26 protein-coding genes and 1 riboswitch (1 of these 27 only partly in view) are annotated in these 26,219 nt (G+C 40.7%); of the genes, 3 read left to right on the top strand and 23 right to left on the bottom strand.

Annotated elements, in window-relative coordinates:
* Positions 1-43 precede the first annotated feature (43 nt).
* Entirely contained in the window at positions 44-709 is a 666-nt protein-coding gene (locus IGJ12_RS07900; RefSeq protein ID WP_430619542.1) for an NAD(P)H-dependent oxidoreductase, read from the top strand.
* A complete protein-coding gene (locus tag IGJ12_RS07895; RefSeq protein ID WP_005236169.1) occupies positions 709-882 on the top strand; it encodes a hypothetical protein in 174 nt (57 codons plus the stop codon). Before IGJ12_RS07900 ends, IGJ12_RS07895 begins: the two co-directional genes overlap by 1 nt.
* A 98-nt stretch (positions 883-980) precedes the next feature.
* Here IGJ12_RS07895 and dat read toward each other — a convergent pair whose 3' ends face one another.
* The 20 genes from dat to IGJ12_RS07795 form a co-directional block, all read right to left on the bottom strand.
* Positions 981-1,835: a D-amino-acid transaminase gene (dat, locus tag IGJ12_RS07890; protein ID WP_016619965.1), complete on the bottom strand. Its 855-nt coding sequence runs from the start codon at positions 1,833-1,835 to the stop codon at positions 981-983.
* Positions 1,836-1,964: 129 nt separating this feature from the next.
* Positions 1,965-3,065 (bottom strand): AI-2E family transporter, encoded by a 1,101-nt coding sequence (locus IGJ12_RS07885; RefSeq protein ID WP_008381956.1) that lies wholly within the window; start codon positions 3,063-3,065, stop codon positions 1,965-1,967.
* Positions 3,066-3,226: 161 nt separating this feature from the next.
* A complete protein-coding gene (locus IGJ12_RS07880; protein ID WP_008381958.1) occupies positions 3,227-3,655 on the bottom strand; it encodes a hypothetical protein in 429 nt (142 codons plus the stop codon).
* A gap of 73 nt (positions 3,656-3,728) precedes the next feature.
* Complete coding sequence (locus tag IGJ12_RS07875; RefSeq protein ID WP_005236183.1) at positions 3,729-4,145, bottom strand: GNAT family N-acetyltransferase; 417 nt, start codon at positions 4,143-4,145, stop codon at positions 3,729-3,731.
* A 200-nt stretch (positions 4,146-4,345) separates the two neighbouring features.
* Complete coding sequence (locus IGJ12_RS07870) at positions 4,346-5,269, bottom strand: LCP family protein (RefSeq protein ID WP_142424830.1); 924 nt, start codon at positions 5,267-5,269, stop codon at positions 4,346-4,348.
* A gap of 1 nt (position 5,270) precedes the next feature.
* A complete protein-coding gene (locus tag IGJ12_RS07865) occupies positions 5,271-5,924 on the bottom strand; it encodes a phosphatase PAP2 family protein (RefSeq protein WP_430608405.1) in 654 nt (217 codons plus the stop codon).
* Complete coding sequence (locus IGJ12_RS07860; protein WP_005236186.1) at positions 5,921-7,114, bottom strand: FtsW/RodA/SpoVE family cell cycle protein; 1,194 nt, start codon at positions 7,112-7,114, stop codon at positions 5,921-5,923. Before IGJ12_RS07860 ends, IGJ12_RS07865 begins: the two co-directional genes overlap by 4 nt.
* On the bottom strand, positions 7,092-8,246 hold the full coding sequence (locus tag IGJ12_RS07855) for an FtsW/RodA/SpoVE family cell cycle protein (RefSeq protein WP_008381965.1): 1,155 nt from the start codon (positions 8,244-8,246) through the stop codon (positions 7,092-7,094). Before IGJ12_RS07855 ends, IGJ12_RS07860 begins: the two co-directional genes overlap by 23 nt.
* A 126-nt stretch (positions 8,247-8,372) precedes the next feature.
* A riboswitch (M-box (ykoK) riboswitch) is annotated at positions 8,373-8,548 on the bottom strand.
* A 288-nt stretch (positions 8,549-8,836) separates the two neighbouring features.
* Positions 8,837-10,732: an endonuclease MutS2 gene (locus IGJ12_RS07850; protein ID WP_430619541.1), complete on the bottom strand. Its 1,896-nt coding sequence runs from the start codon at positions 10,730-10,732 to the stop codon at positions 8,837-8,839.
* A 359-nt stretch (positions 10,733-11,091) separates the two neighbouring features.
* On the bottom strand, positions 11,092-12,621 hold the full coding sequence (ahpF, locus tag IGJ12_RS07845; RefSeq protein WP_430619540.1) for an alkyl hydroperoxide reductase subunit F: 1,530 nt from the start codon (positions 12,619-12,621) through the stop codon (positions 11,092-11,094).
* Positions 12,622-12,630: 9 nt separating this feature from the next.
* The gene (gene ahpC, locus IGJ12_RS07840) at positions 12,631-13,194 is read right to left on the bottom strand and encodes an alkyl hydroperoxide reductase subunit C (protein ID WP_005226227.1); all 564 of its coding nucleotides are present in this window, start codon (positions 13,192-13,194) and stop codon (positions 12,631-12,633) included.
* A gap of 308 nt (positions 13,195-13,502) precedes the next feature.
* On the bottom strand, positions 13,503-13,706 hold the full coding sequence (locus tag IGJ12_RS07835) for a hypothetical protein (RefSeq protein ID WP_034871989.1): 204 nt from the start codon (positions 13,704-13,706) through the stop codon (positions 13,503-13,505).
* Between the two features lie 153 nt (positions 13,707-13,859).
* Entirely contained in the window at positions 13,860-14,819 is a 960-nt protein-coding gene (locus tag IGJ12_RS07830; protein WP_008381974.1) for a permease prefix domain 1-containing protein, read from the bottom strand.
* Positions 14,816-15,148 (bottom strand): PadR family transcriptional regulator, encoded by a 333-nt coding sequence (locus IGJ12_RS07825; protein ID WP_016612097.1) that lies wholly within the window; start codon positions 15,146-15,148, stop codon positions 14,816-14,818. Before IGJ12_RS07825 ends, IGJ12_RS07830 begins: the two co-directional genes overlap by 4 nt.
* 185 nt (positions 15,149-15,333) lie before the next feature.
* A complete protein-coding gene (locus IGJ12_RS07820) occupies positions 15,334-16,305 on the bottom strand; it encodes a siderophore ABC transporter substrate-binding protein (RefSeq protein ID WP_430619539.1) in 972 nt (323 codons plus the stop codon).
* 25 nt (positions 16,306-16,330) lie between these two features.
* Positions 16,331-17,089, bottom strand: coding sequence for an ABC transporter ATP-binding protein (locus tag IGJ12_RS07815; protein ID WP_008381979.1), 759 nt, complete (start codon positions 17,087-17,089; stop codon positions 16,331-16,333).
* Complete coding sequence (locus IGJ12_RS07810; RefSeq protein WP_086317367.1) at positions 17,086-18,030, bottom strand: iron chelate uptake ABC transporter family permease subunit; 945 nt, start codon at positions 18,028-18,030, stop codon at positions 17,086-17,088. The genes IGJ12_RS07815 and IGJ12_RS07810 overlap by 4 nt, the downstream gene beginning before the upstream one ends.
* Positions 18,027-18,977: an ABC transporter permease gene (locus IGJ12_RS07805; protein ID WP_008381981.1), complete on the bottom strand. Its 951-nt coding sequence runs from the start codon at positions 18,975-18,977 to the stop codon at positions 18,027-18,029. The genes IGJ12_RS07810 and IGJ12_RS07805 overlap by 4 nt, the downstream gene beginning before the upstream one ends.
* 635 nt (positions 18,978-19,612) lie before the next feature.
* Positions 19,613-20,977 (bottom strand): FAD-dependent oxidoreductase, encoded by a 1,365-nt coding sequence (locus IGJ12_RS07800; RefSeq protein ID WP_008381982.1) that lies wholly within the window; start codon positions 20,975-20,977, stop codon positions 19,613-19,615.
* Positions 20,974-22,443 carry a helix-turn-helix domain-containing protein gene (locus tag IGJ12_RS07795; RefSeq protein WP_008381983.1) on the bottom strand — a complete coding sequence of 490 codons (1,470 nt, stop codon included), beginning with the start codon at positions 22,441-22,443 and terminating at the stop codon, positions 20,974-20,976. The genes IGJ12_RS07800 and IGJ12_RS07795 overlap by 4 nt, the downstream gene beginning before the upstream one ends.
* A 162-nt stretch (positions 22,444-22,605) precedes the next feature.
* On the opposite strand from IGJ12_RS07795, the gene IGJ12_RS07790 reads away from it, so the two are divergent.
* A complete protein-coding gene (locus tag IGJ12_RS07790) occupies positions 22,606-23,709 on the top strand; it encodes an SLC13 family permease (protein ID WP_430619538.1) in 1,104 nt (367 codons plus the stop codon).
* A 131-nt stretch (positions 23,710-23,840) separates the two neighbouring features.
* Here the strand turns inward: IGJ12_RS07790 and IGJ12_RS07785 are convergent, their stop codons facing one another.
* The 3 genes from IGJ12_RS07785 to IGJ12_RS07775 all read right to left on the bottom strand — a co-directional run.
* Positions 23,841-24,554 carry a class I SAM-dependent methyltransferase gene (locus IGJ12_RS07785; RefSeq protein ID WP_016612091.1) on the bottom strand — a complete coding sequence of 238 codons (714 nt, stop codon included), beginning with the start codon at positions 24,552-24,554 and terminating at the stop codon, positions 23,841-23,843.
* Complete coding sequence (locus IGJ12_RS07780; protein ID WP_430619537.1) at positions 24,555-25,562, bottom strand: zinc-binding alcohol dehydrogenase family protein; 1,008 nt, start codon at positions 25,560-25,562, stop codon at positions 24,555-24,557.
* A 71-nt stretch (positions 25,563-25,633) separates the two neighbouring features.
* A protein-coding gene (locus IGJ12_RS07775; protein ID WP_185932227.1) for a hypothetical protein crosses the window boundary here: on the bottom strand, positions 25,634-26,219 show its 3' portion. The gene runs 470 nt beyond the window's last position; only the last 586 of its 1,056 coding nucleotides appear in the window; the start codon falls outside the window, past its right edge; the stop codon is at positions 25,634-25,636.

Raw genomic sequence — 26,219 nt, 5'->3', positions numbered from 1 at the left:
AGTTTCTCTTTTTGGTAAAATATGGTAAATGTAATAGGAAAGGATGATCAGTCTCATGATAAAAACTTTAGTGGTAGCCAGCCATCCGGATTTCCACAATTCGCTTTCCCAACGATTCTTTAGTGAAAGTGCCAAGCTTCCTAACGTCACCATGCATTTCCTTGATGATCTTTCTGATTTTTCTCTCGCCAATGAACGGATGCTGTTGCAAACATGCGATCGTTTGATTCTACAATTTCCCCTATATTGGTACAGCGTTCCAGCAAAAATGAAAGCTTGGATCGATACGGTTTGGGAAAAATGTGCCCCTGCATTGGTGGGCAAGGAAATTAGTTTCGCCGTTTCTACCGGCGTTGCCGCCAAAGAATTTCAGCTAGGCGGCCGAGAAAATACGACCTTCAATGAAATTTTGCACCCACTGGTACTCATGGCAAAAAAACACCAAATGACGGCACTCCCCATCGTTGTCCTCGATCAACTGATGTATAAATCAGAACAAGAGAAACGAGCCTTTGTCATTGCCTATCAGCAACTGTTATCAATGCCGGCTCCCTTTACATTTGATCAAAAGCAACAATGGTTTAGCGAAAAGCTGGCGCGTTTGGTTTCTGAAAAACCGCAGCTTGCTCCTTTGCTATCCCTGTTGCAGGAAAACCATGAAACATTGACCGAATTAGAAGACGCTTTAACTGAATTGGAGGTGCTGTGATGGATCACGAATGGCTGAAGCCACTGATAGAGCAGTCAATAAAAGAAACAGCTGACTATCACGAAAAAGCATTTTTGCAAGAACTAGAGAAGTTGCTTCATCAGCAAGAAATTCGAATCGAATTGAAACAAGGAGAACTTGACGGAAAATTGTGGAATCCTAGTGAATGGTAAAATCTGCACTTGTATCCAAGAAAAAACTTTGGTCCACCTAGCTATAAAACATGCTGGGTGGGCCAAAGTTTTTTTGAATCGTTTCTTTTGCTTGTTAACTAGGATTCGCACATACTCTTTGTAGCAGCGATATAGGCTGCTTGCAAACGTTTCGTGATCGAACCCAATGTACCATTGCCAACTGATTTCCCATCTACTTTGACGATAGGCACAATTTCCCAGACAGAATTGGTCAAAAAACATTCTTGCGCGTTGTTTAGTACCTCAACAGGGACAGGTTCTTCTCGATAAGGAATTTCTAATTGCTGACACAACTGTAGCACCTTCATTTTCGTGATACCTGGTAATACCAAGCGTCCATCCGGATGTGTATAGACGATACCATCAATGACAAACCAGAGATTTGATGCCGAAGCTTCCGTGAAACATCCATCTCGTTGTAGGAGTGCATCATCGAACCCCGCTTCGATCGCTTGATCTAGCGCTAACAGATTTCCTAACAAGCTCAATGATTTGATATCACAATGCAACCAACGCTCATCTGGAAGAACGGTCGCAGATAGCCCTGCATGCTGCATTTCCAGAGGTCGTTCAAAGGGGATCACATTTGCGGTCACGACTCCTTTGACTGCTCCAGCAGACGGAAACTCGTGATTGCGGGGAGAGGCGATTCCTCTGGTGATTTGAAGATAGATCTCTCCTTCTGTGATTCCTTCGGTTTTAACCAGTAACTTAAGGTTTTCAGTTAATTGGGGAATTGTATAAGGCAACGTCAGTTTAATTTTTTGCGCACTACTTTCTAAGCGAGTCATATGCTCCCCTAACATAAAGCAGCGACCATTATAGATTCGAATCACTTCATAGATTCCGTCACCATACTGATAACCGCGATCTTCAATGTCAATTTTCACCGCTTCTCGATCAACGATTTGATCGTTCCATAAAACCTTCATTTCCTCACTCCTATCGTCCTTCTCGTTTCAATAAGTATAGCATTTGTCTTGAGGCCTTGCTACGTAGTGCTTAAAAACAAAAAAACCTGCTGATGGAGACCGCTCCAACAGCAAGGTAGAACATTTTCGTTATAATGAATCTTTATCAATTACAGATCGTTCTAATTTTCGTTCTTGAAAAAAACGCAACAATGTACCAGACATTGCCATCACGATCGAATACACTGGCAGTGCCACGATCATGCCTACAAATCCAAGCAAGTTGCCGGCAATCAATAATAAGAAAACCGCAATGATTGGATGGATATGCAATACTTTTTTCATCACTAATGGTGAAACAAGATACGATTCACCTAACTGAATGATCGTGATTCCGACAATCAGAAAAATAGCTGTTCGAATGTCTTGACTTAACGCAAATAAAAAGGCTGGTGCTGCTCCGATAAAGGGGCCGAAATAAGGAATAATGTCCAGAACGCCGCAAATTAATCCTAATAGTAAGGCATTTTGTAAGCCTAGCAAAGAAAAAATGAAATAGCTTGAAACCGCAACATAAGAACAAACCAGCAATTTCCCACCGATGTACGCTGACGCTGCTTGATGAAAATCACTACAAAGTTGTCGCATTAAGCCTTGATAGTTTTTCGGTGTCTTACTTGCCAAAAAATCAGGAACTTTCTCACCGTCTTTAAACATATACACTAATAACAGTGGGATCGTAAACAGGACGATCGCTGAATGAGAAACGATGGAGATCAAACTCGTCAGACTATTGGTTGCCCCGGTAATAAACTGTAAGGCAAAGTTGCTAGCTTGGGAAATATCAATCGAATCAATAAAAGGACCAAATAATTCTTCTAAATAAGAATGATCAATAGTATCGATCACCAAATTGATGATGATGGGAATTTGATTGATAAAACGCCCCATCTCATAGGCTAATGCTGGTCCAATCACCTGAACGATCAAATACGCTGCAAAAACGATCAGCAGCAATGTCGAATATAGCGCAATGCTTTTCTTTTTCGTTCTTTTTTTTACCCAATTAAAGAAAGGTAAAAAGATGTAAAAAATAAAAATCGAAATCAATACTGGTAAAAAGACACTAGAAAAAATGGCTTCCAGTGGTCGAAAGACAAACAGTATATTTGAATAGATCCAGACCGCGATCCCTAAGAGACAGACGATCACTAGACCTGCAAAAATTTTTGATTTTTTAAGAAACTCCAATAATAAATCCTCCTGATTCTAGAAAGTAATTCAACTTCTTTCAGTTTAGCATAATTTTAAAAACGAAGGATGATTTCAAGAAGAATTTTTCAAAAATCCATGTTTTTCATAGCAAACTTTCAATTAATTTAATTTTTTTCATCTCTATATCTCGAATCTAATCAATTTTGATGAGCTGAAAACGGCAACGGAATATGCAACCGTCTGACAAAGTAGACTGCTGAAGCAAACTGGAGCAACCCTAGCAAAAAGAAAATCACATGCAAGACATTCCATTCTTGTAATAAGATGACCTGCACGATGATCCAGACAACTAAACTCATGCCTAAAAGCATTACCCCGTGGTACCCTTTGTTAAGCCGCAAGAGGAAAACAACAATCAGATTACCCAAACCTAAGATAGCGAACAAAAACAAGCCGGGAATTAAGAAGGTCGTGAAGGGTGTTCCTTGCAGCATGGCCGCTTCCAAACCAGCAAATGTCTCCCCTTTGCTTAACGGCTCAATGCTTTTAAACGCCAATAGACTTCCTCCACAAGCGCCAACACCAATAAAGAGACACAAAAAAAGTAACGCAAAGCGCATCTTCATTTTTCTCCACTCCTTCTTAAAACCCAACGCAACTAAAAAAATATTCTCAGTGACACATCGATTTTCTTATTCCTTATTCGCTTTTTGCTGAATAGATAAATGCGGCAATTTGCTGCTCTTCCACAGAGGAAAAGCCACACGCCTCATAAAAATGACGCGTTTTTTCTGTGTTGTCCGTAATCAAAACCTTTTGCCGTATTGATGGATGATTCGCCAGCATTTTTTTGAGTAATCGCTGACCAATTTTTTGACCTTGAAACTCAGATGCTACTAATAGATCTTGAATATAAAGAATGGTTTGTCCATCGGTTATGCAACGGATAAGCCCCACTAGCTGCTCTTCAACATAGGCCGTGATCACCTCTGAGTGGGCTAACGCTTTTAAAAGACGCTCGGGATCTTTAGTATAGGCGCTCCAGCCAACTCCCTCATACAAAGCGAGTACTTGATTTGAATCAGATGGTAATTGGTCTTTAAAGACGATCTTCATACTTTTCCTCCTTGTAATAACTTAGCGACAGGGTGGAACAATAGAAATAGAGTTGACAGCTCTTTTCCAAACAAACTCTTGTTATTAAGCCGTAATGCATTGCTTGACTAAAGAGTATCCTGAGGAAAAGCGGCTGTCAACTCTAATTACGAAATACTTGAAGAACAAAATTGAACTGGTTCTGTTTCTAAGCCAGGACGTTAATCAATCAACAACTCATTTTTTAAACGTTGGCTCGTTGTCTGTTGCTCTTCAGGCGTTACTTCTTGATAGGAAATTCCATATTCTCCTCTGAAGCCATCGCCGGTGAACCCACTGCCAGCCATTTGGTAAGACTCGACAGTCCCTAATGCTGATTGATATTGGATAAATAATTGACTCATTTGCGAAAAAGTTAGATCGGTTTCGCCATTTTCTCCAATGATCGTTAGCAGATCCTGAATCCGCATCACGCTGGACAGTGAAACTAACTCTTTTGCCAGAATCTCAGTCACTTCTCTCTGACGGCGCTGACGGCCATAGTCACCTTCTGGATCATCCTTTCGCATACGAGTATACTGAAGCGCCTCCCAGCCATCTAAATCGAGGACCCCCTCTGGGTAATCGATTTTCTCAGCAGTAAAAGCAAATTCATTTTCAACCGTGATGCCACCAATTGCATCAACAAGATCTGCCATCCCATCCATGTTTAAGGAGAAATAATGATGGATCGGTATATCAAGATATTGTTCGACGGTTTCAATCATCATTTTTGCCCCACCAAAAGAATGGGCATGATTGATTTTATCATGGTACCCTTGTCCCACGATTTCCACATAAGCATCTCTAGGAATACTCGTGAGGGTGGTTTTTCTTGTGGCAGGGTTCAACGTTGCTACCATAATGGTGTTGGCGCGAAAATCGGTTTTGCGACGAGAGTCATTGGCGATCCCTAACAAAAGAAGGCTTAGAGGCTCGGCATTTTCGATGACTTCCGCCTCTTCTCGTCCTTCGATTGGACGATGGATCGAGTGGGCAACATCCTCTACTTGAAAATACACCCTAACCGCATAGACAGTTCCTGCTGAGATAATTCCGGTCAGCAATACCAGGAAAATGATTATTAGTTTTTTTGCTGTACTCAATTTATCTCCCCCTAAGTACATATTTTTTGATTGAAAAGACGAAAGCATAGGTGATATAACTGATCCCACTTGCCAATAAAATACTTGCTAGCAAGTCGCTGGGATAGTGAACCCCAAATAGCAACCGACTCATCATAATCAGCAACAAATAGATCAATCCTAGAAATAGGGCCATGTTTTGGATAAAGTGACGCTTGCCTCTTTTGGCAGGAACTGTTTGCCCCAAGAAAAAGAGGAGAGAAATAATCAACGTGGTCGCTAATAATGTATGTCCACTCGGAAAACTTGCTGATGCCCGTTCCATACTGTCAGCAAAATCCGGTCTCGGTCGATCAACTACTTTCTTGATCACTTGACCAACACCACTGATCACAATCATATTCCCCATCAACCAAAAACTTTCTAAACGCTGCTTGCGCATAAATAAAATACTTGCTAACAGAAAATGAATGGCCGCTATGGGAATGATCGTGGCCGTACTGGCAAGTGGGAGAAAAAGCGATTCCACAGCAGGTGTCCGCCATTGAGGCAACTGGGAAAACAGGTTGTCGATGCTTTGGAACCAGTGCGGTGCTAATGCAACGAGGAAAAACAGCCATGCAAAACAGCTGCAGAGTATTCCGCCTATCACTCCTTTTTTTGCTGTTTTACTCATGTTAAGCCCCTACTTTCTTTTAATGGATACGACCTATTTTTGGCTTTTATCGGAAATTTGTCTAACCCAAAGATAATTCCCATAGCAATGCTGATCGCAATCAGAGAGGTTCCTCCTTGACTTAAGAATGGTAAGGGAATGCCGGTTAAAGGCAGCAAACCGATCGCCGCTCCGATGTTTTCAAAAATTTGAAAAACCAAACCAAACACATAGGTAATCGCAATATAGACCGATGCTTTGTTATTTGTTTTTAAAGCAGCAAAAATGATTTGATAGATCAGATAGAAATAAAGGAAGATGACTAAAGTACTTCCTAAAAAGCCATACGTTTCTCCAATGACTGTAAAGATCATATCTGACTCCCGAACCGGCACATACACCGTTGTATGGGTATCAGGTGCCCCCAATAAGCCGCCAGAACCAATCGCCCACATACTGCGGACTTGTTGGAAAGCGATGGAATCTTGGTACGCGAGTGGATCTGCCCAGGCTCTCACCCGATCCAATTGATATTGTGAAAAGTGAAGGCGAAACAACACACGATTGCCCCATTCCGTGAATACGAGTAGCAACAAAATAGCACCAAGAGCGGCAATCAAACCGATCACGACGGTCAGTATTTTCCAATGAACACCGGAAATGATGAATAAGGCACCTAACATCACGATAAACACCAAACTCGTTCCAAAGTCCCGCTGCATAAACATCAATAAAAATGTGGGTAAGCTGTATAGCAGGATCTTAGTAACATAGATCAAATCGGATTTGATTGTTCGTTCTGCTTTACGTTTCTCATAGACTAAAGTGAGATAGACCATAAAGAGCATAAAGGCCACTTTCATAAACTCAGAAGGCTGAATCGTAAACGCACCAAATCTGATCCACCGTTTGGTGTGCGTTTGTTCAAACATCGTTTGATCGTAAAACCAATGAAGAGAGGCCATCAAACCAAGTGATAGTAAATACAAAAGACCAGAAAAGCGGAGGAGTAAATTCGTAGGAATCAAACTCGTTACAAAAAGAGCAATCGCCGAAAGGATACAAAAGAGGATCTGCCGAAAAACAATCCCTGAAGGATCATTGCCATCCATCACAGAAGCCTGATGTTGTACCCAGATACTTAACAAAAACAGCAGGAAAATCGGCAGCAATAAAGCATAGTTTGCTTCATGTCGTTTGAGGAACTTCATTAAGTATACCCTCCTCTCGTTCTAGTTTCAGGCATAAACTGAAGGCAAATGAAAGAATAAAGTAACTGGAGCCACCATAACTAATGAATGGCAAAGGTACCCCCGTCATCGGCATCAACCCTAAAATACTGGCAATATTGATACTTGTTTGTAATAACAGCAACGTGCTGGTTCCCAATAATATTAAGCCAATCTGAGGATTTGCGATTGCCGCTGATCGTATAAACAGACGTAAAATGATTACGAATAATAAAGCGATGACAAAAATGCCGAAAATCAACCCTAATTCCTCTACTAAAACGGAGAAAATAAAATCAGTCTCTGCTACTGGTAAAAAGCCTTTCTTGGTGATGCTATTTCCTAAACCAAGGCCCGTAAGACCACCATTGAACAAAGCATAGTAGGAATGGATCATTTGGAATCCTTGATTATATGGGTCGGAAAATGGATCTCCCACTAATCGAATTCGGTTATACACATGCATAAACATGTGGGGCAATAAATCATTGTTTCCTAAAAAGAGGATCAACATAGCAACCAAGAACAGACTGATTAATAACCCGCCAAACAAAAGAGCCGTGAGTTTAACGGGTACCTGAACCGTGGTAATCATGATAAAAGCCAAGAAAAGTAAAATCATCACGCCGGCTACTTTTGGTTGAATGAGGATCAACACACAGCACAAAAATAAAACGAAAAGCGGACGTTTCATTTCCTGCAAGGTAGTTTTTGCTGATTGAAAGTAATGAGCAAGGTATAAGACCATGCCCACATTCACGATCTCTGAGGGCTGAAATTGTATCCCTACAATCGAGACCCATCGTTGCGCTCCGTTGACAGAAACACCGAAAAACGGCAAACGTGCCAATAGTAAAGTAAAGACGCCAAATGCCAACAGACCGATCGCTAAATATTTACTGAGCAGAATCTCACGCCGTGTTCGCTGAATAATGAAAAGGAGCACCCAACTGAGTAACAGAAAGACAAGCTGACGCATAAATAAGCTTGCTGGCGGCTGATCTCTCGTTAATAAACGATAAGAACTTGCACTATAAATCATTAAAAGACCGATAAGGCTCAATAGCAAATAAGCTATGATCAGCAGCCAATCGATCTTCTTTTTTTCTATCATTGCTTCCACTCCTCTTGCCTTGGAGTAGGTGTTCAGACGGTACCAGTTATTATGCCCTTTGAGCTTAGTCATCCATCAAAGAGAAAAGCAAAAAAGTCTCACTTCTCTTAGGACGTCAGACTTTGCTAGCAATCTCATCGTCCGAGTTTTAGCACTATACAACGTAAAGAAAGTTGTTCCCTTTCTTAGCTATTTTATGAAAAGCCTTAATCCGACAATTCCTGTTTTACACATTGGCGTCTTTCGACGTTTCTGCGCAATAGCTTATGTTTGTATAGGAGCCTCACCTAACAAGGTTATATGTTATTTTCAATCCACTATGAATGGTACCCTTCCTCGTATAAAGATACAACCCATTCTTTGTTATTTTTATTTTTCTTTAACTTTTCTTAAAGAATTTAGATATTTCGAGTGATTTCCGATATTTAAAGAAAAATCAATGGAAATCATTCGACCATCACTGGATTCCCTTCGATCATACACGTTATTAAAAAACGGTCATTTTCAAAAAAAGACAGCTCTTTTTCTAAAACTCGAAAAAGAGCTGCTTTCTTGATTTTATACTCCCGCTCTAAATATATCTGTGCCGATCAATCCAATGATCGTTTGCCCTGACGCTCTTGCGCTGCTTTTCGTAACTGCTTTTGCGCTTTTTTAGACCCACGTTCAATATCTCGGGTAAATTTACGTTGGGCAAAATCGGAAAATAATTGATCTAGATCATAGCCGGCTGGATAGAGTGCTTCTCGTTTGCTGAGCAGTTGCAATCGCCGAGCAGCAACAACGAAACATTGTTTCTCAATATAAATCTTCGCTTGTCCCTGTTCCAAGTATTCATAAAAGACTCCCCGTTTTTCATGCTCTGCTGAAAAGACCTGGTCTCCCTTTTGAAAAATGTGCTCAGACTTTGTTTCCTGAGGATCGGTTCGTTTTCTGGACGTCTCAAAAGGCTGCTTCTCAAAAGAATAAGATTTATTCTTTAAATAGTCCTTTGCCGTTTGCACGACCTCAGCAGGAATCGCCATTTTTCCGGCGATCCAAAACGCATTACTTTCACCGACCGCATTGGTCAACAAGCGGTATTTCGGCGTCAGGGTCTTGGCATCAAAAGCCATCGCCGCTGTTTCAAAATCTTGGTGATCAAGAGCAAACTGCTTGATTTCACCATAATGAGTCGTGGCGATCATTAACGCCCCCGATCGATAGATCGATTCCATAATGGCGATCGCTAAAGCTGCTCCTTCATTTGGTTCAGTCCCGCTGCCAATTTCATCTAACAAAACGATACTGTTCCGGCTGGCATTCGTCATGATCTGTGCAATATTCGACATGTGTCCAGAAAAGGTACTTAAAGAATTTTCTAGACTTTGCTGATCCCCGATATCCATCCAAAGACTTTTTAAAAACGGCACGCTGCTGTTGCCATTATGCGCTGGAAACAAGCCGTAATGTGCCATCGCACAAACGAGTCCGACGGTTTTTAAGACAACCGTCTTACCACCAGCATTCGGCCCTGTGATGACCATACATCGGTTCTCTTCTCCTAGTTTTAAAGATAGAGGAACAGCATCAGTGCCCAGTAAAGGATGCCGGACTTGATCAAGAAGCAAAACTTCTTCTTCAGTGATTGCTATCGGTTGACCATTGATTTCCCGACAATACTTTCCGCGAGCAAAAATAATATCTAGTACCACTAAAATATCAAGACAGGCAAATACTGCATTCATTTGTTCGGCGATTGCCCCGGTCAATTCTGATAAAACTTGGTATTGGGCGGCCGTTTCTTCCGCCTGTGCCAAAATCAATCGATCATTCAGACGGGCAGCTGCCTCTGGTTCAATAAAAACAGTCGCGCGTTTATTAGAACGTTCGATGATCGTCCCTTTAATTTGCTGTTGAAATTCGGCACGTACCGGCAGCGTATAACGGTCGTTCTTTTTGATCACACGGTTTTCTTGCAGATAGCGACTTTCTTTAAAAAACTTTGCAAAAACTTTTTTTAAATCGGCCTCATATTTCTCGATTGTGCCACGAATTTTCCGTAATTCTCGGCTGGCGTTACTATCTACCTGACCATTGCGAATTTTTTGGAAAATCATTTCGGCGATTTCAGAAAAGTCGGCCAACCCCTGAGCATAGTGATGCAATCTTGGGGCAATTGATTGATTTTTTTCAAACAATTGACGGATGATTCGAAAAGACCGTAAAAAGTCTCCGTATTCAATCAATTCCTGCGGCTCCAATACAAAGCCTTTTTCAATCTTCTCCGTATGATGTAAGACATGCTGCAGCCCCATGAAAGGGACTTGACGTCCGGCGTCTAATAGCGCCATCGCTTCAGTTGTCTCAGACACTCGTTTTTGGGCGGAATGGATCGTAGCTGCTGGTTTTTCATTGGCAAAACGTGCTTTACCATAATCGCTGATTATTTTTTTACTTACTTGTTCTTTAATTTGTTCAAATTCAGTTGCTTGAGGTATCTTCATGAGTGATCCTTTCTTGTGCCTGAGGATCCCGGTAACATCCCCGTCCAAAAAAGTGTACAAAAAAAGCGATAGTCTCCCATCACCTGATTCATCAATAACGATTTTTATCGGTATCTACAGGCACAACAAATAAACAGTCTGTTTTTGCTTATTTGTTTTAATTAGCTGATTAGATACCTACGACACTCATTAATATACCTCTTTCTTTTTTGAACGAGTTTTTTTCATTGTAATATAGAAACTGTCCTTCTGTCAACTTCCTTCAAATCTCCTTCCCCTCAAAGAAAAAACGTCTCAGAAGCTGCTAGAAGCTCCTGAGACGTTTCTGATCTAGATCAAATAATAAGCTACTTACCTACTTACGAGCGAATCAGGTAATCAAACGCACCTAATGCAGCAGTGGCACCTGAACCCATTGAAGTGATGATCTGTTTGTATACACTATCGGTACAATCTCCCGCTGCAAAGACCCCTTCAATGTTGGTTGCGCCATGTTTGTCCACCACGATCTCATTGCGTTCATTTAAGACGACACGATCTTTTAACCATTCAGTATTCGGCATCAAGCCAATCAAAATGAAGACACCCTCCACAGCTAAAGTGAATTCACCATTCGTTTCACGATCAACGTAGGTCAATTGTTCGACATGATCGGATCCAACAATTTCCTTCGTTGCCGCATTCGTAATAACAGTCACATTATCTAACGTGTTCAAACAGTTTTGTAGCACAAGGTCCGCTTTTAGTTCTGGTAAAAATTCAAGAACATAGACATGTTTCGCCATGCCAGCTAAATCGATTGCTGCTTCGATCCCAGAGTTTCCGCCACCAATGACGGCAACTTCTTTCCCAGCAAATAACGGACCGTCACAATGCGGACAATAGGCAACACCTTTATTTTTGAATTCTTTTTCTCCCGGAACATTGATGTTGCGCCAGCGAGCGCCAGTTGCTAAAATGGCCGTTTTGGTTTTTAATACTGCACCATTTTCTAATTCAACTTCGATGACGTCATTGCGGCGAATATCTTTCGCACGCTGACCTTTCATCACGTCTACATTGTATTCGTTGATGTGCTCTTCTACCTGACGCATTAATTTTGGACCTTCGGTATAAGGGGTACCGATCATATTTTCGATCCCCAGGGTTTCCATTACTTGTCCACCCATTGTTTCGACGACCATCCCAGTATTGATACCTTTACGCGCTGCATAAATCGCTGCGCTTCCGCCTGCAGGTCCGCCACCGACAACTAATACATCGAAAAGCTCTTTTTCAGCAAAGTCATCTTTACTCGTCGGACCAGCTGCTTTTTCCAACAACTGCTCGATCGTTTGTCGGCCGCTTGCAAATTCTTCACCATCTAAAAAGACGGTTGGCACAGCCATAATTTTTTTCTTGTCAATTTCTTCTTTGAACATCCCACCTTCAATCATGGTGTGGCTGATGGAAGGATTTAGCACTGTCATGATATTTAACGCTTGAACAACATCAGGACAGTTATGGCAGGTCAAACTGACATAGGTTTCAAAATGTAATGGCTTATCGATCGCTTTGATACGCTTTTGTAGTGCTTCGTCAATTTTCGGCGGACGACCGCTTACTTGAAGCAACGCTAAAATAAATGAAGTGAACTCATGTCCTAACGGTAAACCAGCAAAAGCGATGCCGCTTTCTTCACCGGGACGATTGATCGAAAAGCTTGGTGTCCGTTCACTTGCTACAGCTTGAATCGTGATTTTTGACGACATTTCTGCGATTTCTTCTAAGAATTCACGTACTTTCGTTGAAGAATCATCCTCACCTAAAGTCGCCGCAAAAACAACCTCTGATTCTAGCATCGCTAGATATTGCGTCAGTTGGTCTTTGATTGCCTTATCTAATGCCATGAGAGCCTCCTAAATCTTGCCTACAAGGTCTAAGCTTGGCGTTAAAGTTTCTTCGCCTTCTTTCCATTTTGCAGGACATACTTCACCTGGATGGGTACGGACATATTGTGCGGCACGGATTTTATCGATCAAACCACTAGCATCACGACCGATACCATCCGCATTGATTTCAACCGTTTGTACCACACCATCCGGATCGATGATAAATGTACCACGTTGAGACAAACCTGATGCTTCGTCTAATACATCAAAGATTTCTGAGATCACATGAGAAGGATCAGCAATCATGATATATTCGATTTTATTGATTGCATCAGAGTGGTCATGCCACGCTTTATGTGTGTAGTGGGTATCAGTTGATACAGAATAAACTTCTGCGCCTAATTCTTTTAATGATGCATATTGGTCTTGCAAATCCTCAAGTTCTGTCGGACAAACAAATGAGAAATCTGCAGGATAAAAACAAACAACGTTCCATTTTCCTTTAAAATCTTCTGATGAAACATCGATAAATTTTCCATTGTGGTAAGCTTTCGCTTCGAATGAACCAATCTCTTTTCCAATTAATGACATATCATTTCCTCCAATTAGAATAATTATTTGAGAATAATCTCTATTAATTATTAGTATATCTAACTACAAAATGCAATAGTTTATTCAGAAATAGTCAAAAAAAATGTTATCATCCTCAGAAATGAGCATATTTATTTTTTATCGAAAGCAAATGGAGTATAGTAATAAGTTTGACTAATCATTTCTAAGCAAAGTTCCTACCTGTTAGATTCTCAATTACATCTCCTATTCTCAATTAAACAAAAAAAGATTGCCTCTTCCTATGATTCCTCGCAAAGTAAGGTGAGTCATAGAAAAAGACAATTTTTTTATTTAGTATTGAAATAGTTGAACAATCCACCGATCGTTCGCTCCCTCAACGTGATCCGCTTGCCGTCTAGAAAAACTTCTTCGACTGGGTAATGGTCTTGAAAAGGTGGGACTTCCAAGTATTGGCTCGCAAGAAAGCGCTCCGGGGATTCAACTGTTGTTACTTCTTTGCTGCCATTTTTCAGATAATGAATTTCTAACATATCCATTGCCTCTTTTCTTGTATTCTGAACTTTTAAAAAAGCAATGAGAACATCTCATTTCTCGCCGTTCTTTTTTGCTTAATTCAGTTACAAGGCGTATTATAGTCTTCCTTTTTTTAAAAGTAAAGAAAGCACTCTCGGTTGAAATGTCTCTTATTTTTTGGCTTTTGTCTGACCGATAAAGTAGTCTTCTAAAACACCACCAATAACAAAAATGACCCAAGAGTAAGCCCAGGCATGAAACATGAAGGACCAAAGCATGTAAACGACCAAAATCACTGGCCAGTAGACTGTTCGAAAAAAGGTAACTCTACCAGCGGATTCGCCATATTTATGACGTGTTGCTCGATCACCAAGATTCTCTTCGTCACGAATAAAATACGTCTCAGTTGCCAGCTTCGCAAAGCCTGTACGAATAATACTTACATAAATAATAAAGAACACACCCACTGCAACTGTCAAGAAAAACAAGGAAATACCAAACTCAACAGAATAATAAAACAATTCACTTAAAAGTACAGGCGCAATTGATAAAATACAGGCACCAATTCCTAAAACAAGACCAATACGAAAACTTTTTTCATAATTTGCTAGTTGCTGAGCGGCTTCTCGTTTGGCATCCCTTTTGATTGGTCGATCATCTAACTGCTTACGAGCACCGGAAAAGTGCAAACTGCTAGAGATGATAAAACCAACCCCGATGGCGATGAAAAGAAACATCACCATTATTCCAAAGGTCTCAGCATAAACACTAACAAAGAGCATTAGGGCTGCTAGGGAGGCGATACAAAAGCCGATTCCTATCGACAACGAAAAAGCAAAGTGCCGCACAGTTCCCCAATAATCAAACGCATCGTCTTCTGTGATGGCATCGGACCAATCATCAATCGGCTCTTCTTCTTTTGAAACATCTAACTCTTGCAGCAGTTCATCCACCGAACCAAACTCGCTGATCACCGCACCGATGGCTTCATGCTCACTTTTCCCTTGGTGAATCAGTTCCAAGTAATGGTCTTCCATAATCGCTAAAAGATCTTCTTTTGCCTTCTTCGTTTCCGGTGTGATGGGTACTGATAAAAATAAGCTGTCTAGATAGTCATGAATGGTTTTCATTTGTCTCCTCCTTGTAAGAACTGGTCAACGACGATCTTCGTCTGCTGCCACTCCAATAGTTTCTCCGAAAGGCTTGCTTTTCCGTCTGCAGTTATCTGGTAATAGGTCCGCTTTTTGCCATGTGTCACTTCTCCGGGATACGAACGGATCAATCCTTGTTTTTCTAACCGAGTAAAAGCGGAATACAACGTCGTTTCTTTGATCACATATAAAGCATCTGTTCCTTCACGAATACGCTTGGATATTTCATATCCATAAGAGTCTTCTTTCGAAAGAATGGATAAAATGATTGCGTCGTTATAGCCGCGAATTCCGTCACTCGAGATCACGCAATCGCCTCCTAAATTACTTCATCTGTCGTACTAATTATAAATCAATTACTACGACAGGTAAAGTAAAGCTGGATAACTTGTCAAAAATCAGTCGCAGGTCCTAGAAACAGTTCGAATAAAAAGACACGCTTTCTCAGTAAACTGATAAGCGTGTCCCTTATTACTTAATTTTTTTCACCTATTTATTCAACGGCTGGCTTGACATCATCCATCATCAATTGGATCGACTCCAATCCGGAACCAGCTAAATACCAAACCGCAGCATCCAATTCAATCACTTGATCGTTTTGCCCTGCATTTGTTTCTTGAACAATTTCATTTGCAACAAATTCACTTTCGCTTTCATTGCCACCGATCGCTTTTGTCCGATCGATCACGAAAATGACATCAGGATTTTTTTCAAGCAAGTACTCATAAGAAATACTTTGTCCATGTGTCGACGCCTCTAATTCCTCATCTACTGCTGGGAAACCAAACGTGTCATACAAGATACTGTAACGAGAACCTGGACCAAAAGCAGAAAGATTGCCTTCATTTACCATAACAACCAAGGCTTTCTCGTCAGCATTTTGCGCTTGCTCCTTCAAGGTATCGATCTGACTTTGTAACGATGCTAGTTGTTCTTGCGCTTCCTCTTCCTTACCAAAAATTTGACCAATGGTCGTAATGTTGGCTTCGATCGATGCCCAAGTATCACTATTGTCAACACTTAAGAAAACGGTTGGCGCGATTGCAGACAATTCCTCTTGGAAATCACGTTGTCGACCAGAAATAATGATTAGGTCTGGCTGCAGTTGATTGATTTTTTCTAAATCAGGCTCTTTGATTCCCCCTGCTGATTCAACATCCGCATACGCTGATAAATAATCTGGCAAATTGCTGGTTGCGGCAGCAACGATTCGATCCCCAAGGCCAAGTGCATCCATCGTATCTAATGCACTGTTGTCAAAGACAACAACTTTTTCCGGCGCATAAGGAACAGTTACAGTCCCATTGCTGTCCGTAATCTCGACTTCTGTCGGCGTTTGTGTACTTTCTTCTACTTGGGTTTGAGCTGTACCCGTTGAATCTGTTGTCCCTGTATTATTCGAGCCGCAAGCGGTCAACCCCGCTAATACGAAAATACTCATAAAACTTACTGCTATTTTTTTCATTTTTTCCTCCTTTGAAACATATTTTTTATTGGAAGGTGTAGCAAAATTGCCGCCCATCCACTTGTACCAGTTTGATTGGAATCTCATACAATGATTCTAATAATTGTTCTTGAATCACTGCCTCTGTGTCAGCCGCTTTAAAAATCTGACCATCTTTCATCGCGACGATGTGATCAGCATACCGTGCTGCAAAATTAATGTCGTGCAAAACGATCACAACAGTTTTCTGATAGTCTTCCACCAAGGTTGTCAATAGCTTCATCAGCTGGTTGGCGTGTTTTAAATCTAAATTGTTTAACGGTTCGTCCAAGAGTAGATAATCTGTATCTTGGGCTAAAATCATCGCCAAGTAAACTCGTTGTAACTGACCACCAGAAAGTTCATGAATCGATTGATCACTATATTCGGTTAGAGATAACTTAGACAAAGCGTCATCAATGATCCCATCATCTGCTGCCGATTGTCGCCCCCGGTTATACGGATAGCGACCAAATGCCACCAGTTCTCTTACAGTCAAATTGACGGCATAGCGATTGCTTTGCTGCAAAAAAGCCATTTTTTTTGCTAGCTCTTTGGACTTCCATTGACGAATCTCCGTTCCATCCAGATAAATATCACCGGTGCGTTGATCCAACATCCGACTGACTAAAGAAAGCAAGGTACTTTTTCCGGCACCATTGGGCCCGATGAAGGCAATCATTTTCTGTTCCGGCAACGCTATGGAACATTCCGTCAAAACTTGTGTTTTTGCATAATTCTTGGATACATTTTTGGTTTCGATCATGATTTTTTCCTTTCCAGCAGCAATTTGCTTATAAAGAAGATACCGCCTAATAATTGGATCACGGTGCCGATGGTCGTTTGCCATTGAAAGACCTGTTCCACTAGGAATTGACCTCCTACCAACAGGAGAAAACCAATCAAACTCCCACCGAAAAACAACCAGCCGTGACGATAAGTTGGGAAAAGCTGATAGGTGATCGTTGCCACCACAAAGCCTAGAAAAACTGCTGGACCAACTAAAGCAGTGGCGGTGCCTGTCAGTAAAGCAATCAAAAATAAAACACCTTTATGAAGCCATTGAACAGATACACCTAAACTTTTGGCTTGCCCACTTCCTAAATGGAGCAAATTCAATTCTGGAATCAGCAGAACCAGACAGATACTCCCTAGCAAAATGATCGCGGCAGCAATCAGTAGATGCTGGGTATTGATATTGCCAAAGCTGGCAAACAAACGACCTTGTAGTAAATCATATTCATTTGGATCCATCAACACTTGCAGAAAGGTGCTGAGACTACCGAACATCGTGCCACAGACCATCCCTGCCATCAATAACAAAAACAACCCAGCGACTGCTTTTTGATAGAAAAAGCCAATTAAGAAGCTACCTAGAACGGCAGTTAAGCCGACAGAAAACAAAAACATCGTTGCTGTTTCTTGGCTCAGCATCTGAATTCCGCCGATAAAAAAGAAACAAAGGGTTTGAACAAGAACATACAGTTGGTCCAAGCCTAAAATTCCAGGGGTCAGATAGCGATTGCTTGTCAGTGTCTGTAAGGTGATGGTACTAAAGGAGATGGCGATTGCAACTAAGGCAAAAGCCAAGATTCGGCGTCCCCTTAATGCAAAAGCAAATGACCAGTTTCCATAGGTGTTATAGGTCAGATAGGCACCACATGCACAAAGGATCAGAAACAACAAAAGAAAGAGTTTTTTCTTCATCGAAATTTCCTCCCCAGAAGCAAAATCAAGAAACAGCAGCCACCCAGTACGCCGGCAACAACACTGACCGGCATTTCATAAGGTGCGATGACGATTCTCGCCAATACATCACACAATAGCAAGAACGCGCTTCCGGCAAAGCTGATCAAAAGCAGATTGTTTTTCAAATGATCCCCAAAAACCATGCCGATCATATTTGGGATAACGATCCCTAAAAAAGGAATTTGCCCCACAGTCAATAAAACGATACTGCTAGCAAACGCCACCAGCGCAAATACAGCAAAACGCAAGAACAAGTAATTGATTCCCAGACTCTTAGCCGCACTTTCTCCTAAACCGGCGATCGTGATCTCATAAGCCAAGAAATACAATAGACCGAAAACGGGAATCGTCAAATACAAAAGTTCATACTGTCCAACCATAATGGTGGCAAAATTTCCTTGCAGCCAAGAAGAAACGTTTTGAACCAATTGGAAGCGATAGGCTAAGAAGCTACTGATAGCCCCGATGATATTACCGAACATCACCCCTGTTAAAGGCAGCATCATTGGATCTTTCTTTGGTAGAAATTGGCTTAAAAATAAAAAGAACAACACACCTGCGTAGGCAAACACAAATGCTGCTGTAGTGCGAATCAAATTTGAGGCATTTGGTAGAAAGAGCATAACGAGCAAAATTCCTAAACGGGCGCTATCCGTCAGTCCAATCGACTCCGAGGCCACAAATTTATTTTGCATCATGTGTTGCATAATTTTTCCACAGATACTAATGATCCCACCTGCAATGATCAAACTGATCGTCCGTGGAAGCCTAACTTTTACCAAAACAAGCCAATGATTCGGATCACCCTGCTGTAAACCTGATAAAGACAATTCATGGGTGCCTGCCAACAAGGAGCAACCCACTAGAAGAACAAAGATCAGCAGTAATCCGATTTTTTTAAACATGCCCCGCCCTCCTTATTGAGAATGATTCTCACTCTCTTTAATAGGGTAACGTATTTCACTTAAAATCACAAGAATTTTTTAAAAAAAATCCCTTTCCTATCGCAATTTCGAAAAAATGAGTGTGTAAAGAAAAGGATTATGTGATGTTTTTCTCTTATATCCTTGCGAGAAAACTTATTTTTATCTCAATATTGTCTATTTTATTGCTTTAATTATAAAATGCTCGCTCATACTATATTCATTTTATGAGGATCATTCAATAACAGATCACTTAGATTTGCAATTATTTTCATCTATTGAAACCCTTGTAAAGCCAGCACTTACTGATGCAATGGTGATGTAACTTTTCAGATAAAAGCAAATGACGCGCCGTCTCCTCCACCTAAACACCATTCGTCTATCGATAAGAATTTGTGAGTAAAAACAGTTTAGTCGTGGAACGAGTTTTATAGTTTTCGTTTTGAGTTTCTTCTTCCAAAAAATCATGATACCAGTTGAATTCAATTTCCGACAAAAGCCTACCTGTTTTCAATACGCGATACCAGTCACTGATTGTAATCGATAGTCTTTCCCGATTATCTGTAATTAAAAAAAATAAACCTACGATCATCGCAGGTTTATCAAGAGTTATTATTTTACTTTAACAAGCCATCAAGGGCTAATTGATTCAAAAAGTGCAAAGGGAAAGAAATGGTTGGATTGAAAAAGTAATCCATTGTCGCTAGTTGGTGCAAGGTCGTCTTGCTATTGATCAAGGTTGAGATCGTATTGATGATCTCCAAACTTCCACGATCACTCGTAATGATTTGTCCCCCCATAATCACTTTCGTTTGCTGATCAAAAATCAGTTTTAACGTTACTTCAAAATCCTCATCTGTCGCGAAAAATGTCCGAGAATGAAATGTCTGCGTCACTGAATCTACTTCAAAGCCGTAATACGGTGCCTCGGTCTCATTAATACCTGAACTGCTGACGAAATAGCCAAACAGTTTACTAACGACGGTCCGTTGCATTTTTGGAAAAGGAATTTTCGTCGTTCCCCGTTCATTTGCCAATAAATTGGTGGCAGCTACGATCCCCGTCCGATAAGCATTAGTCACTAAAGGGATATACAAAGAGCTATCCGAATGATTGAAAGGAATCGAAACCAGGTCACCAATTGCATAAATCGCTGGGTCAGACGTTTGTAAATATTCATTTGTAAATACCGTGCCATCGAGATTTAGTTTTAAAAAGTCTTCAACCAATGCGACATTCGGTCGCGGATTTACGGCATAAACGACCACGTCAGCTCGAATCTTGGTTCCGTTTGAAAGCTCGATTCCCTGATATTCACCCTTCTCGTCTTTGATCGTATGGGCGACATTGCTGTTAAGATAGATTTGTAAGTTCTCTGGAAAGCGCGCCATCAAAATTTCAGCAATTTCTTGATCAAAATAACGGAACAAAAGGGTATCCATTCGATCAATCAAATGAACCGCTTTTTGCTGGCCACTTAAAGATTCCGCCAATTCAAACCCAATCAGACCCGCGCCAACGATCGCCACGGTTTGCGCACTTTCGATTTTTTCTAACGCTTGCTTTGATTGACCAATGGTTTTGTAGGTCGTTATATGTGCTTCGACATCTGAGGCAAACTCCGAACGGAAAGTACTCGATCCCATCGCCAAAATCAAGCCATCATAACTCACTTCGTCTTCTTGCTGATAAGATTCCGTTGATGTGACAAAATGAACCGTTTGTTCTTGCGGAAAGATTTTTGTGACTTCACTGTTTAACATCACATTGATTCCTTCAGAAAGAAGCTCACTCGCAGTTGCCGTTCGGGAATCTTCCAATCGTTGAATGTAGCCTTCCAGCACTAAATTCAAACTGCTAGCAACATAACCCAGAACGCTTGATTTTTCAATAATTATCACATCGACTTTTGGGTCAACTTTTTTTAAATGACGGGCAGCAGCAATTCCTGCATGAGAGCCTCCAATAATCACTATTCTCATATCTTTTCCAACTCGCTTTCAAGGTTCTCATTGCGTATTTCATCCACGATTTGATGAAGCCGCTCTTCTTCAAATGGGGTTGCCCCACCTGTTAAAATCAATCGTTTTTTATAACGATAGCCTTCCGAGATCTCAGAATGATCAACGATCAATAAATCATAATCCTTCTCCTTCGTCCCCTCAAAATGAATATTCGGATAGCCAGCCAATTCTTTGATCAAAAAACGCCGCAAAAAGCCACTGCGTAATCGTGATTGAGTCAACAAAATGCCGACCGTAAATGCTTTTTCCTGTTTTACTTGAATCCATTGACGGATCAAAAGCAATTCATTGGTCAAATGCTGCTTTTTCTCAAGAGAAAAGGACTGGTTTACGTTTTTCTCCAACTGTTCGATTGCTTGCTGTGCCACTTCAATCAAGCTCTCATTCGCAACACTTTGCGGCTGAAATTCAGCAAAGGCAATAATGCCGCCATGAATATACAACGCTTGGATCGTCACACTCGTCAAGAAGACGCATAATTCCGTAGAAGTTTCTGTAGTCTTTCTCTCACTATCACCAATTGCCTGCAGCAGCTCCCCATTTAACGCATCGATCTCTTGGAAGAAAAGTGATTTTTGCAAGGAGTCATCCAGTGAAGGGCGAATCAAGCCTTCAGCTAATAAAAATAAATAGAAATAAACCGTTTCATAATCGCTCCAGGATACGGCAAAACGACTGAGATAGCGTCCTAATATATTCCGCAAAAGCTGGAACATCGCTTCATTTTCCAATGACTTCAACAATGGATACGATGCTTCATGCTGCTGCGAGCCACGATAATCAAAACGGGCTTCCATAATACCTAACCACAGCCCGACTTTCCAGCGTTCGGATTGACTAAACGTTGTCTGTAGCTGTTTTTCGATTACTCGAATCAAATTGTTGATGGCTGGTGCATTCAAGCGAGCGATCAATTCTTCATTGGGATAACTTTGTGAAAAAAACTGATAATAGAAAAAGCGAATCTGTTTTTCATCCCCAAGCAATTTTTTATTTTTTAATTGGATGTCGAATTCTTTCAATAACTGATTGATGGCTTTGAATCGACGAAACAATGAAGCTTCACTCAACATCAGTTCTAACATCATTTTCGTCGTTGACTCATCTCGATGAAAAAACAAATACGACAATATTTGAAAATCGATTGCTTCTGAAAGATACGCATAAAAGAATTTTTTTAGTGAGAAATCAAGCGGAAGTGTTAACTGTACTTGATCATTTTCTAAATAAGTCAATGCCGCATCCTCATGGAAAGCGACTAAATTTTGATGAAGATTTTGAAGTTCTTTTTGCAAAGTGGGTGCGGAAATGGATAATGTTTTTGCAAGTTTCTTGTAAGAGATTTCTGAGCCGTTCTGAAAAAAAACAGCTAAAATTTGAAAATGAACCTGCTGATTTTTTTCAAGCAGCTGCATAACATTCATTTTTGAACCTCCTTCACCTTTCACATACTAATTTCCCAATTAATGGGTCGTTTGTCAACTATAAAAATTGCCTGAATGCCTTTGAGTTATATGGAAAAAGCGTTATTTATTGTTCCTAAAGCGCGGGAATGGTAAAATTCTTGAGAAGAAAGGTGGTGAACTATGGGAAAACGAATGTTAGCATTTTTTCGAACGGATCGATTATTTTCGATTTCCCTGTTACTAGCACTCATTGCGTGTTTTTTCGGCACCTTCCGTTGGTCATTTATTGACTTTAAAGTGATTTTATCACTGTTTGGGTTGATGTTAGTAATCAATGGGTTAGAAGAAGCTGGTCTTTTACGAGCATTTGGACAAAAATTAGTGGAAAAAAGTCGCAATCTGCGTGACTTGATCCGTTCAATCGTCTTGCTAAGCTTCTTCAGTTCGATGTTTTTAACAAACGACGTGGCTATCTTAACATTATTGCCCATCTACTTACTCTTAACGAGGAAAGAACAACAGCGCACCAGTGTCTTACTAGGCGCTGTCTATTTGATTGTGGCAGCCAATTTAGGAAGCAGCCTGTTTCCATTTGGAAATCCGCAAAATCTATTTTTATTTTCTTACTATCAGATTTCGCTGCCACAATTCATGTGGACTACCGGCACCTTTGTGGGACTTTCTTTGCTATTACTCCTTGTTTCGATCCAGCTCATCCCAAAGACTCCATTGGAAATCGCCCTGCAAGAAGAGCCCTTTGAAAAAAAGCCAGCGCTGCTCAATGCAGGATTATTTGTCCTTATGATTCTTGGTATTTTTAGTGTTCTACCTATTTCAATCGCTGTGCTCGTCGTCGCAGCCGTGGTTTGGTTTAGCAGCAAACGATTATTCGCAAAAGTTGATTATCGGTTACTACTTACCTTCCTCTGCTTCTTCTTGATCGTTGGGAATATTCAAGACCAACCTTTGGTCACCGATCACATTCGACCATATTTTCAAGAAACACATCGCGCTTTTTTAGGTAGTATTTTACTCTCCCAAGGAATATCTAACGTTCCTGCAGCGATTTTGATTGCTCCTTTCACCGATTTAGAAAAAGCCGTTCTTTTGGGCGTCAATGTGGGTGGTTTGGGTACATTGATTGCTTCTTTGGCGAATTTGATTGGGTACAAATTACTGAAACAAGCCAGACCCAAAGAAGCGGGAATGTTTCAAAAGCTATTTTTTATCGTTAACGTCGTTTTTTTACTGTTATTAGGCAGTATCGTCTACCTTTTATTGTAGTAAATTCACTGTAAAACGAGATACCAGCATAAGATGTTTCCAGTCAGCAGTCAACAGAACCCTACTTGCTGTACCTGTTTCTTGATCTTATGTCAGAATCTCGTTTTTTGATGTCTATTGTGTGATTTCTCCTAGGCTAAGAGAAGCTCAAAGGTGATTTTCGTTTGGCTTTCGACAGTCAATGCCTCACCAAAGACATGTTGAACCATTTCTTGCCGCTGTTCCAATGAATACTCCTCCTCAAAATAAAGATGAAATAATTCTTGATCGATCTCTTCCTTCAAAATATACTCGAATTGCCGACTCTGCCAATCGATCGCTTCTTCTGTAAACCACTTCTTGTAACAAGTATTTAGGTTCAGATCGTTCTTCGCTGAATGATTTTTTTCATAAGGCTGAAACACGTTCTCTTCTTCTGCGATCATTCTTAGAATAATTAATTGATGGGCCTTTCTTTGAAACTGAAGCAAGGTTTCTTTGTCTCTGACTGCTGGATTCATTGCCATAAAAATACAGGGCCAGTGCTGGTCTGCAGATAAAAAGTCTTTTTGGCTCTGCTGAACCAGATGGAGCTTGCTCATCGGATCTTCCATCGTTTCTTCGATGATTTTTAACATTTCTTTTGAAAAATCAATTGCGTAATACTCATCTACATAAGGATAAAAAGCTGAAATGTAGCGACCAGTGCCCGCAGCAAAGTCAACGAAGGTCGATATCGGAAACACTTTCTGCTCCACCAAAAAAGCTGCTGCCTCTTCGGCGATTTTCAATTGGGATTCTCTTTGAATTTGCGCATATTCTTGCGCGAATTCATCCCAAAACAGCATCGCTTCCTCTTCTTCCATCTAGCGGACGCCTCCCGTGATCACTGTTTTTCCTTTTGTTCCTTGCTCAACCGCTTTTGTAGCGTGCTTTAAGGTCTCGATGGTAATTCCTCCATCAAACGTTTGGACCGCAGTCGTATGGATCTTTTTGTCAGCGAGCAACGAGGCGATCCGTTGCAAAATGCCCCCTTGTGTTTCAATCATCAACTGAGCATCTGTTTTTGTGAACATATACTCCCAATAAAAATCGATGCCGAGGTTTTTAAATGGATTTAAATCTAGCGCTTCTTTCGTATTCACGATCATTCCGACTTTGCCAAATGGCAAGATTGCTTTTGTTAATTGTGGCAAATAGGCAGAGGCGTCATAAAAAAGTGCAACGGCTGAAAAAGGTTCAGTGATTTGTTCAGCTAACGGCAAGCGGTGATTCAGTACCTGATCCACTTGATTGTCTTTAAGCCACTGATCGTTCTTAGGACTCGCAGTGCCATAGACTGTCAATCCTGCCCATTTTGCTAGTTGCGCCGCAATCGAGCCAACACCACCGCTGGCATTGACCAATAAAATTGATCCTTCATTCGCGTTTTCTTCAGGCACATACCCAAATTTTTCAAAAAGCAATTCCCACGCTGTAATACTCGTTAATGGCATAGCTGCAAGATCACCGTCAGAAAAGCCGGCTGGCGCCTTTGCTGCGATTCGAAAATCAACGACTTGAAACCTTTGATTCGCGCCAGATCGTTGTGTGGTTCCAGCATAAAACACCCGATCACCAACGCCAAAGCCATTAACTGCTGAGCCGATTTCATATACTATACCTACTGCATCATATCCCTGGATATGGAATTTCTCACTTAAAGTGATTGTTTGGCGGCGTTTCGTGTCAATTGGATTCACAGAAACAGCTTGCACTTCCACCAATAGATCGTTTGCCTGACAAGTTGGCATTGGAAATTCCTTTTCAATAAATACTTCTGGATCATCTAAAGATCGTCCTTCATAAAAACCTAGTGCTTTATTTATCATCATACTGCTCCTTCCAAAAAAAGTGCTGAATAGTTATAAAAACCATTCTAGCACTTTTAACCAATTTAGAACATTTATTCTTCACCTTGAACGACAAGCGGAACCAAAAATGGATAACTTGTGAAGAAATCCAATAAAGATCGCTTCCATTGATCCGAGTCAATCGTGAGTAACGTTGATTCTGTGTACAAATGAATCGTCAAACGCTGATTTTTATCAAGCAGAACAAGGATCTCGCCTTTGTTTTCTGTGATAAAATCATATGACTGATTTTCCATCGTGATGATGAAAATTTGGTCAAGGACTTCCGCTGCAACAGGAAAATCTGTTTCCATATCGACAGCTAAGGTTTGAGTATTGTCGATCAAACTTGGCGAGACAGTAAAATCCAATTCTTTTAAATGAGCCAGTATCAAATTTACATCGTAATTAAACAGTGAAAGTTGATTGACTGAGAAAATATTATCGGCATGCCATTGACTGATCAGATGTAAAATCTGTTCATCGTTGACCACCACGGACTGGGAATTTGAATTGATTGTCAACAACGGCAAATAGTTTGATTGGTAACTTGAATTGACCGGATTTAACTTAAAACTAAACTCTAGTTCTTTTGTTTCTGTTAAACGAAAGCGGACATTGAAGTGCTTTGTCTTCCAG

The organism is Enterococcus sp. DIV0802b (assembly GCF_050543535.1).
In the GTDB taxonomy this organism is placed as follows: domain Bacteria; phylum Bacillota; class Bacilli; order Lactobacillales; family Enterococcaceae; genus Enterococcus_D; species Enterococcus_D entomosocium.
Note: the sequence above shows the minus strand (reverse complement) of the source record. Positions and strands in the feature narration are given on the sequence as shown.

Bases quoted from the DNA above. Each gene is read 5' to 3' on its own strand.
- IGJ12_RS07900 (WP_430619542.1), top strand. From the start codon at position 44: ATGATCAGTCTCATGATAAAAACTTTAGTGGTAGCCAGCCATCCGGAT.
- IGJ12_RS07895 (WP_005236169.1), top strand. From the start codon at position 709: ATGGATCACGAATGGCTGAAGCCACTGATAGAGCAGTCAATAAAAGAA.
- dat (WP_016619965.1), bottom strand. From the start codon at position 1,835: ATGAAGGTTTTATGGAACGATCAAATCGTTGATCGAGAAGCGGTGAAA.
- IGJ12_RS07880 (WP_008381958.1), bottom strand. From the start codon at position 3,655: ATGAAGATGCGCTTTGCGTTACTTTTTTTGTGTCTCTTTATTGGTGTT.
- IGJ12_RS07875 (WP_005236183.1), bottom strand. From the start codon at position 4,145: ATGAAGATCGTCTTTAAAGACCAATTACCATCTGATTCAAATCAAGTA.
- IGJ12_RS07865 (WP_430608405.1), bottom strand. From the start codon at position 5,924: ATGAGTAAAACAGCAAAAAAAGGAGTGATAGGCGGAATACTCTGCAGC.
- IGJ12_RS07860 (WP_005236186.1), bottom strand. From the start codon at position 7,114: ATGAAGTTCCTCAAACGACATGAAGCAAACTATGCTTTATTGCTGCCG.
- IGJ12_RS07855 (WP_008381965.1), bottom strand. From the start codon at position 8,246: ATGATAGAAAAAAAGAAGATCGATTGGCTGCTGATCATAGCTTATTTG.
- IGJ12_RS07850 (WP_430619541.1), bottom strand. From the start codon at position 10,732: ATGAAGATACCTCAAGCAACTGAATTTGAACAAATTAAAGAACAAGTA.
- ahpF (WP_430619540.1), bottom strand. From the start codon at position 12,621: ATGGCATTAGATAAGGCAATCAAAGACCAACTGACGCAATATCTAGCG.
- ahpC (WP_005226227.1), bottom strand. From the start codon at position 13,194: ATGTCATTAATTGGAAAAGAGATTGGTTCATTCGAAGCGAAAGCTTAC.
- IGJ12_RS07835 (WP_034871989.1), bottom strand. From the start codon at position 13,706: ATGTTAGAAATTCATTATCTGAAAAATGGCAGCAAAGAAGTAACAACA.
- IGJ12_RS07830 (WP_008381974.1), bottom strand. From the start codon at position 14,819: ATGAAAACCATTCATGACTATCTAGACAGCTTATTTTTATCAGTACCC.
- IGJ12_RS07820 (WP_430619539.1), bottom strand. From the start codon at position 16,305: ATGAAAAAAATAGCAGTAAGTTTTATGAGTATTTTCGTATTAGCGGGG.
- IGJ12_RS07815 (WP_008381979.1), bottom strand. From the start codon at position 17,089: ATGATCGAAACCAAAAATGTATCCAAGAATTATGCAAAAACACAAGTT.
- IGJ12_RS07810 (WP_086317367.1), bottom strand. From the start codon at position 18,030: ATGAAGAAAAAACTCTTTCTTTTGTTGTTTCTGATCCTTTGTGCATGT.
- IGJ12_RS07805 (WP_008381981.1), bottom strand. From the start codon at position 18,977: ATGTTTAAAAAAATCGGATTACTGCTGATCTTTGTTCTTCTAGTGGGT.
- IGJ12_RS07800 (WP_008381982.1), bottom strand. From the start codon at position 20,977: ATGAGAATAGTGATTATTGGAGGCTCTCATGCAGGAATTGCTGCTGCC.
- IGJ12_RS07795 (WP_008381983.1), bottom strand. From the start codon at position 22,443: ATGAATGTTATGCAGCTGCTTGAAAAAAATCAGCAGGTTCATTTTCAA.
- IGJ12_RS07790 (WP_430619538.1), top strand. From the start codon at position 22,606: ATGGGAAAACGAATGTTAGCATTTTTTCGAACGGATCGATTATTTTCG.
- IGJ12_RS07785 (WP_016612091.1), bottom strand. From the start codon at position 24,554: ATGGAAGAAGAGGAAGCGATGCTGTTTTGGGATGAATTCGCGCAAGAA.
- IGJ12_RS07780 (WP_430619537.1), bottom strand. From the start codon at position 25,562: ATGATGATAAATAAAGCACTAGGTTTTTATGAAGGACGATCTTTAGAT.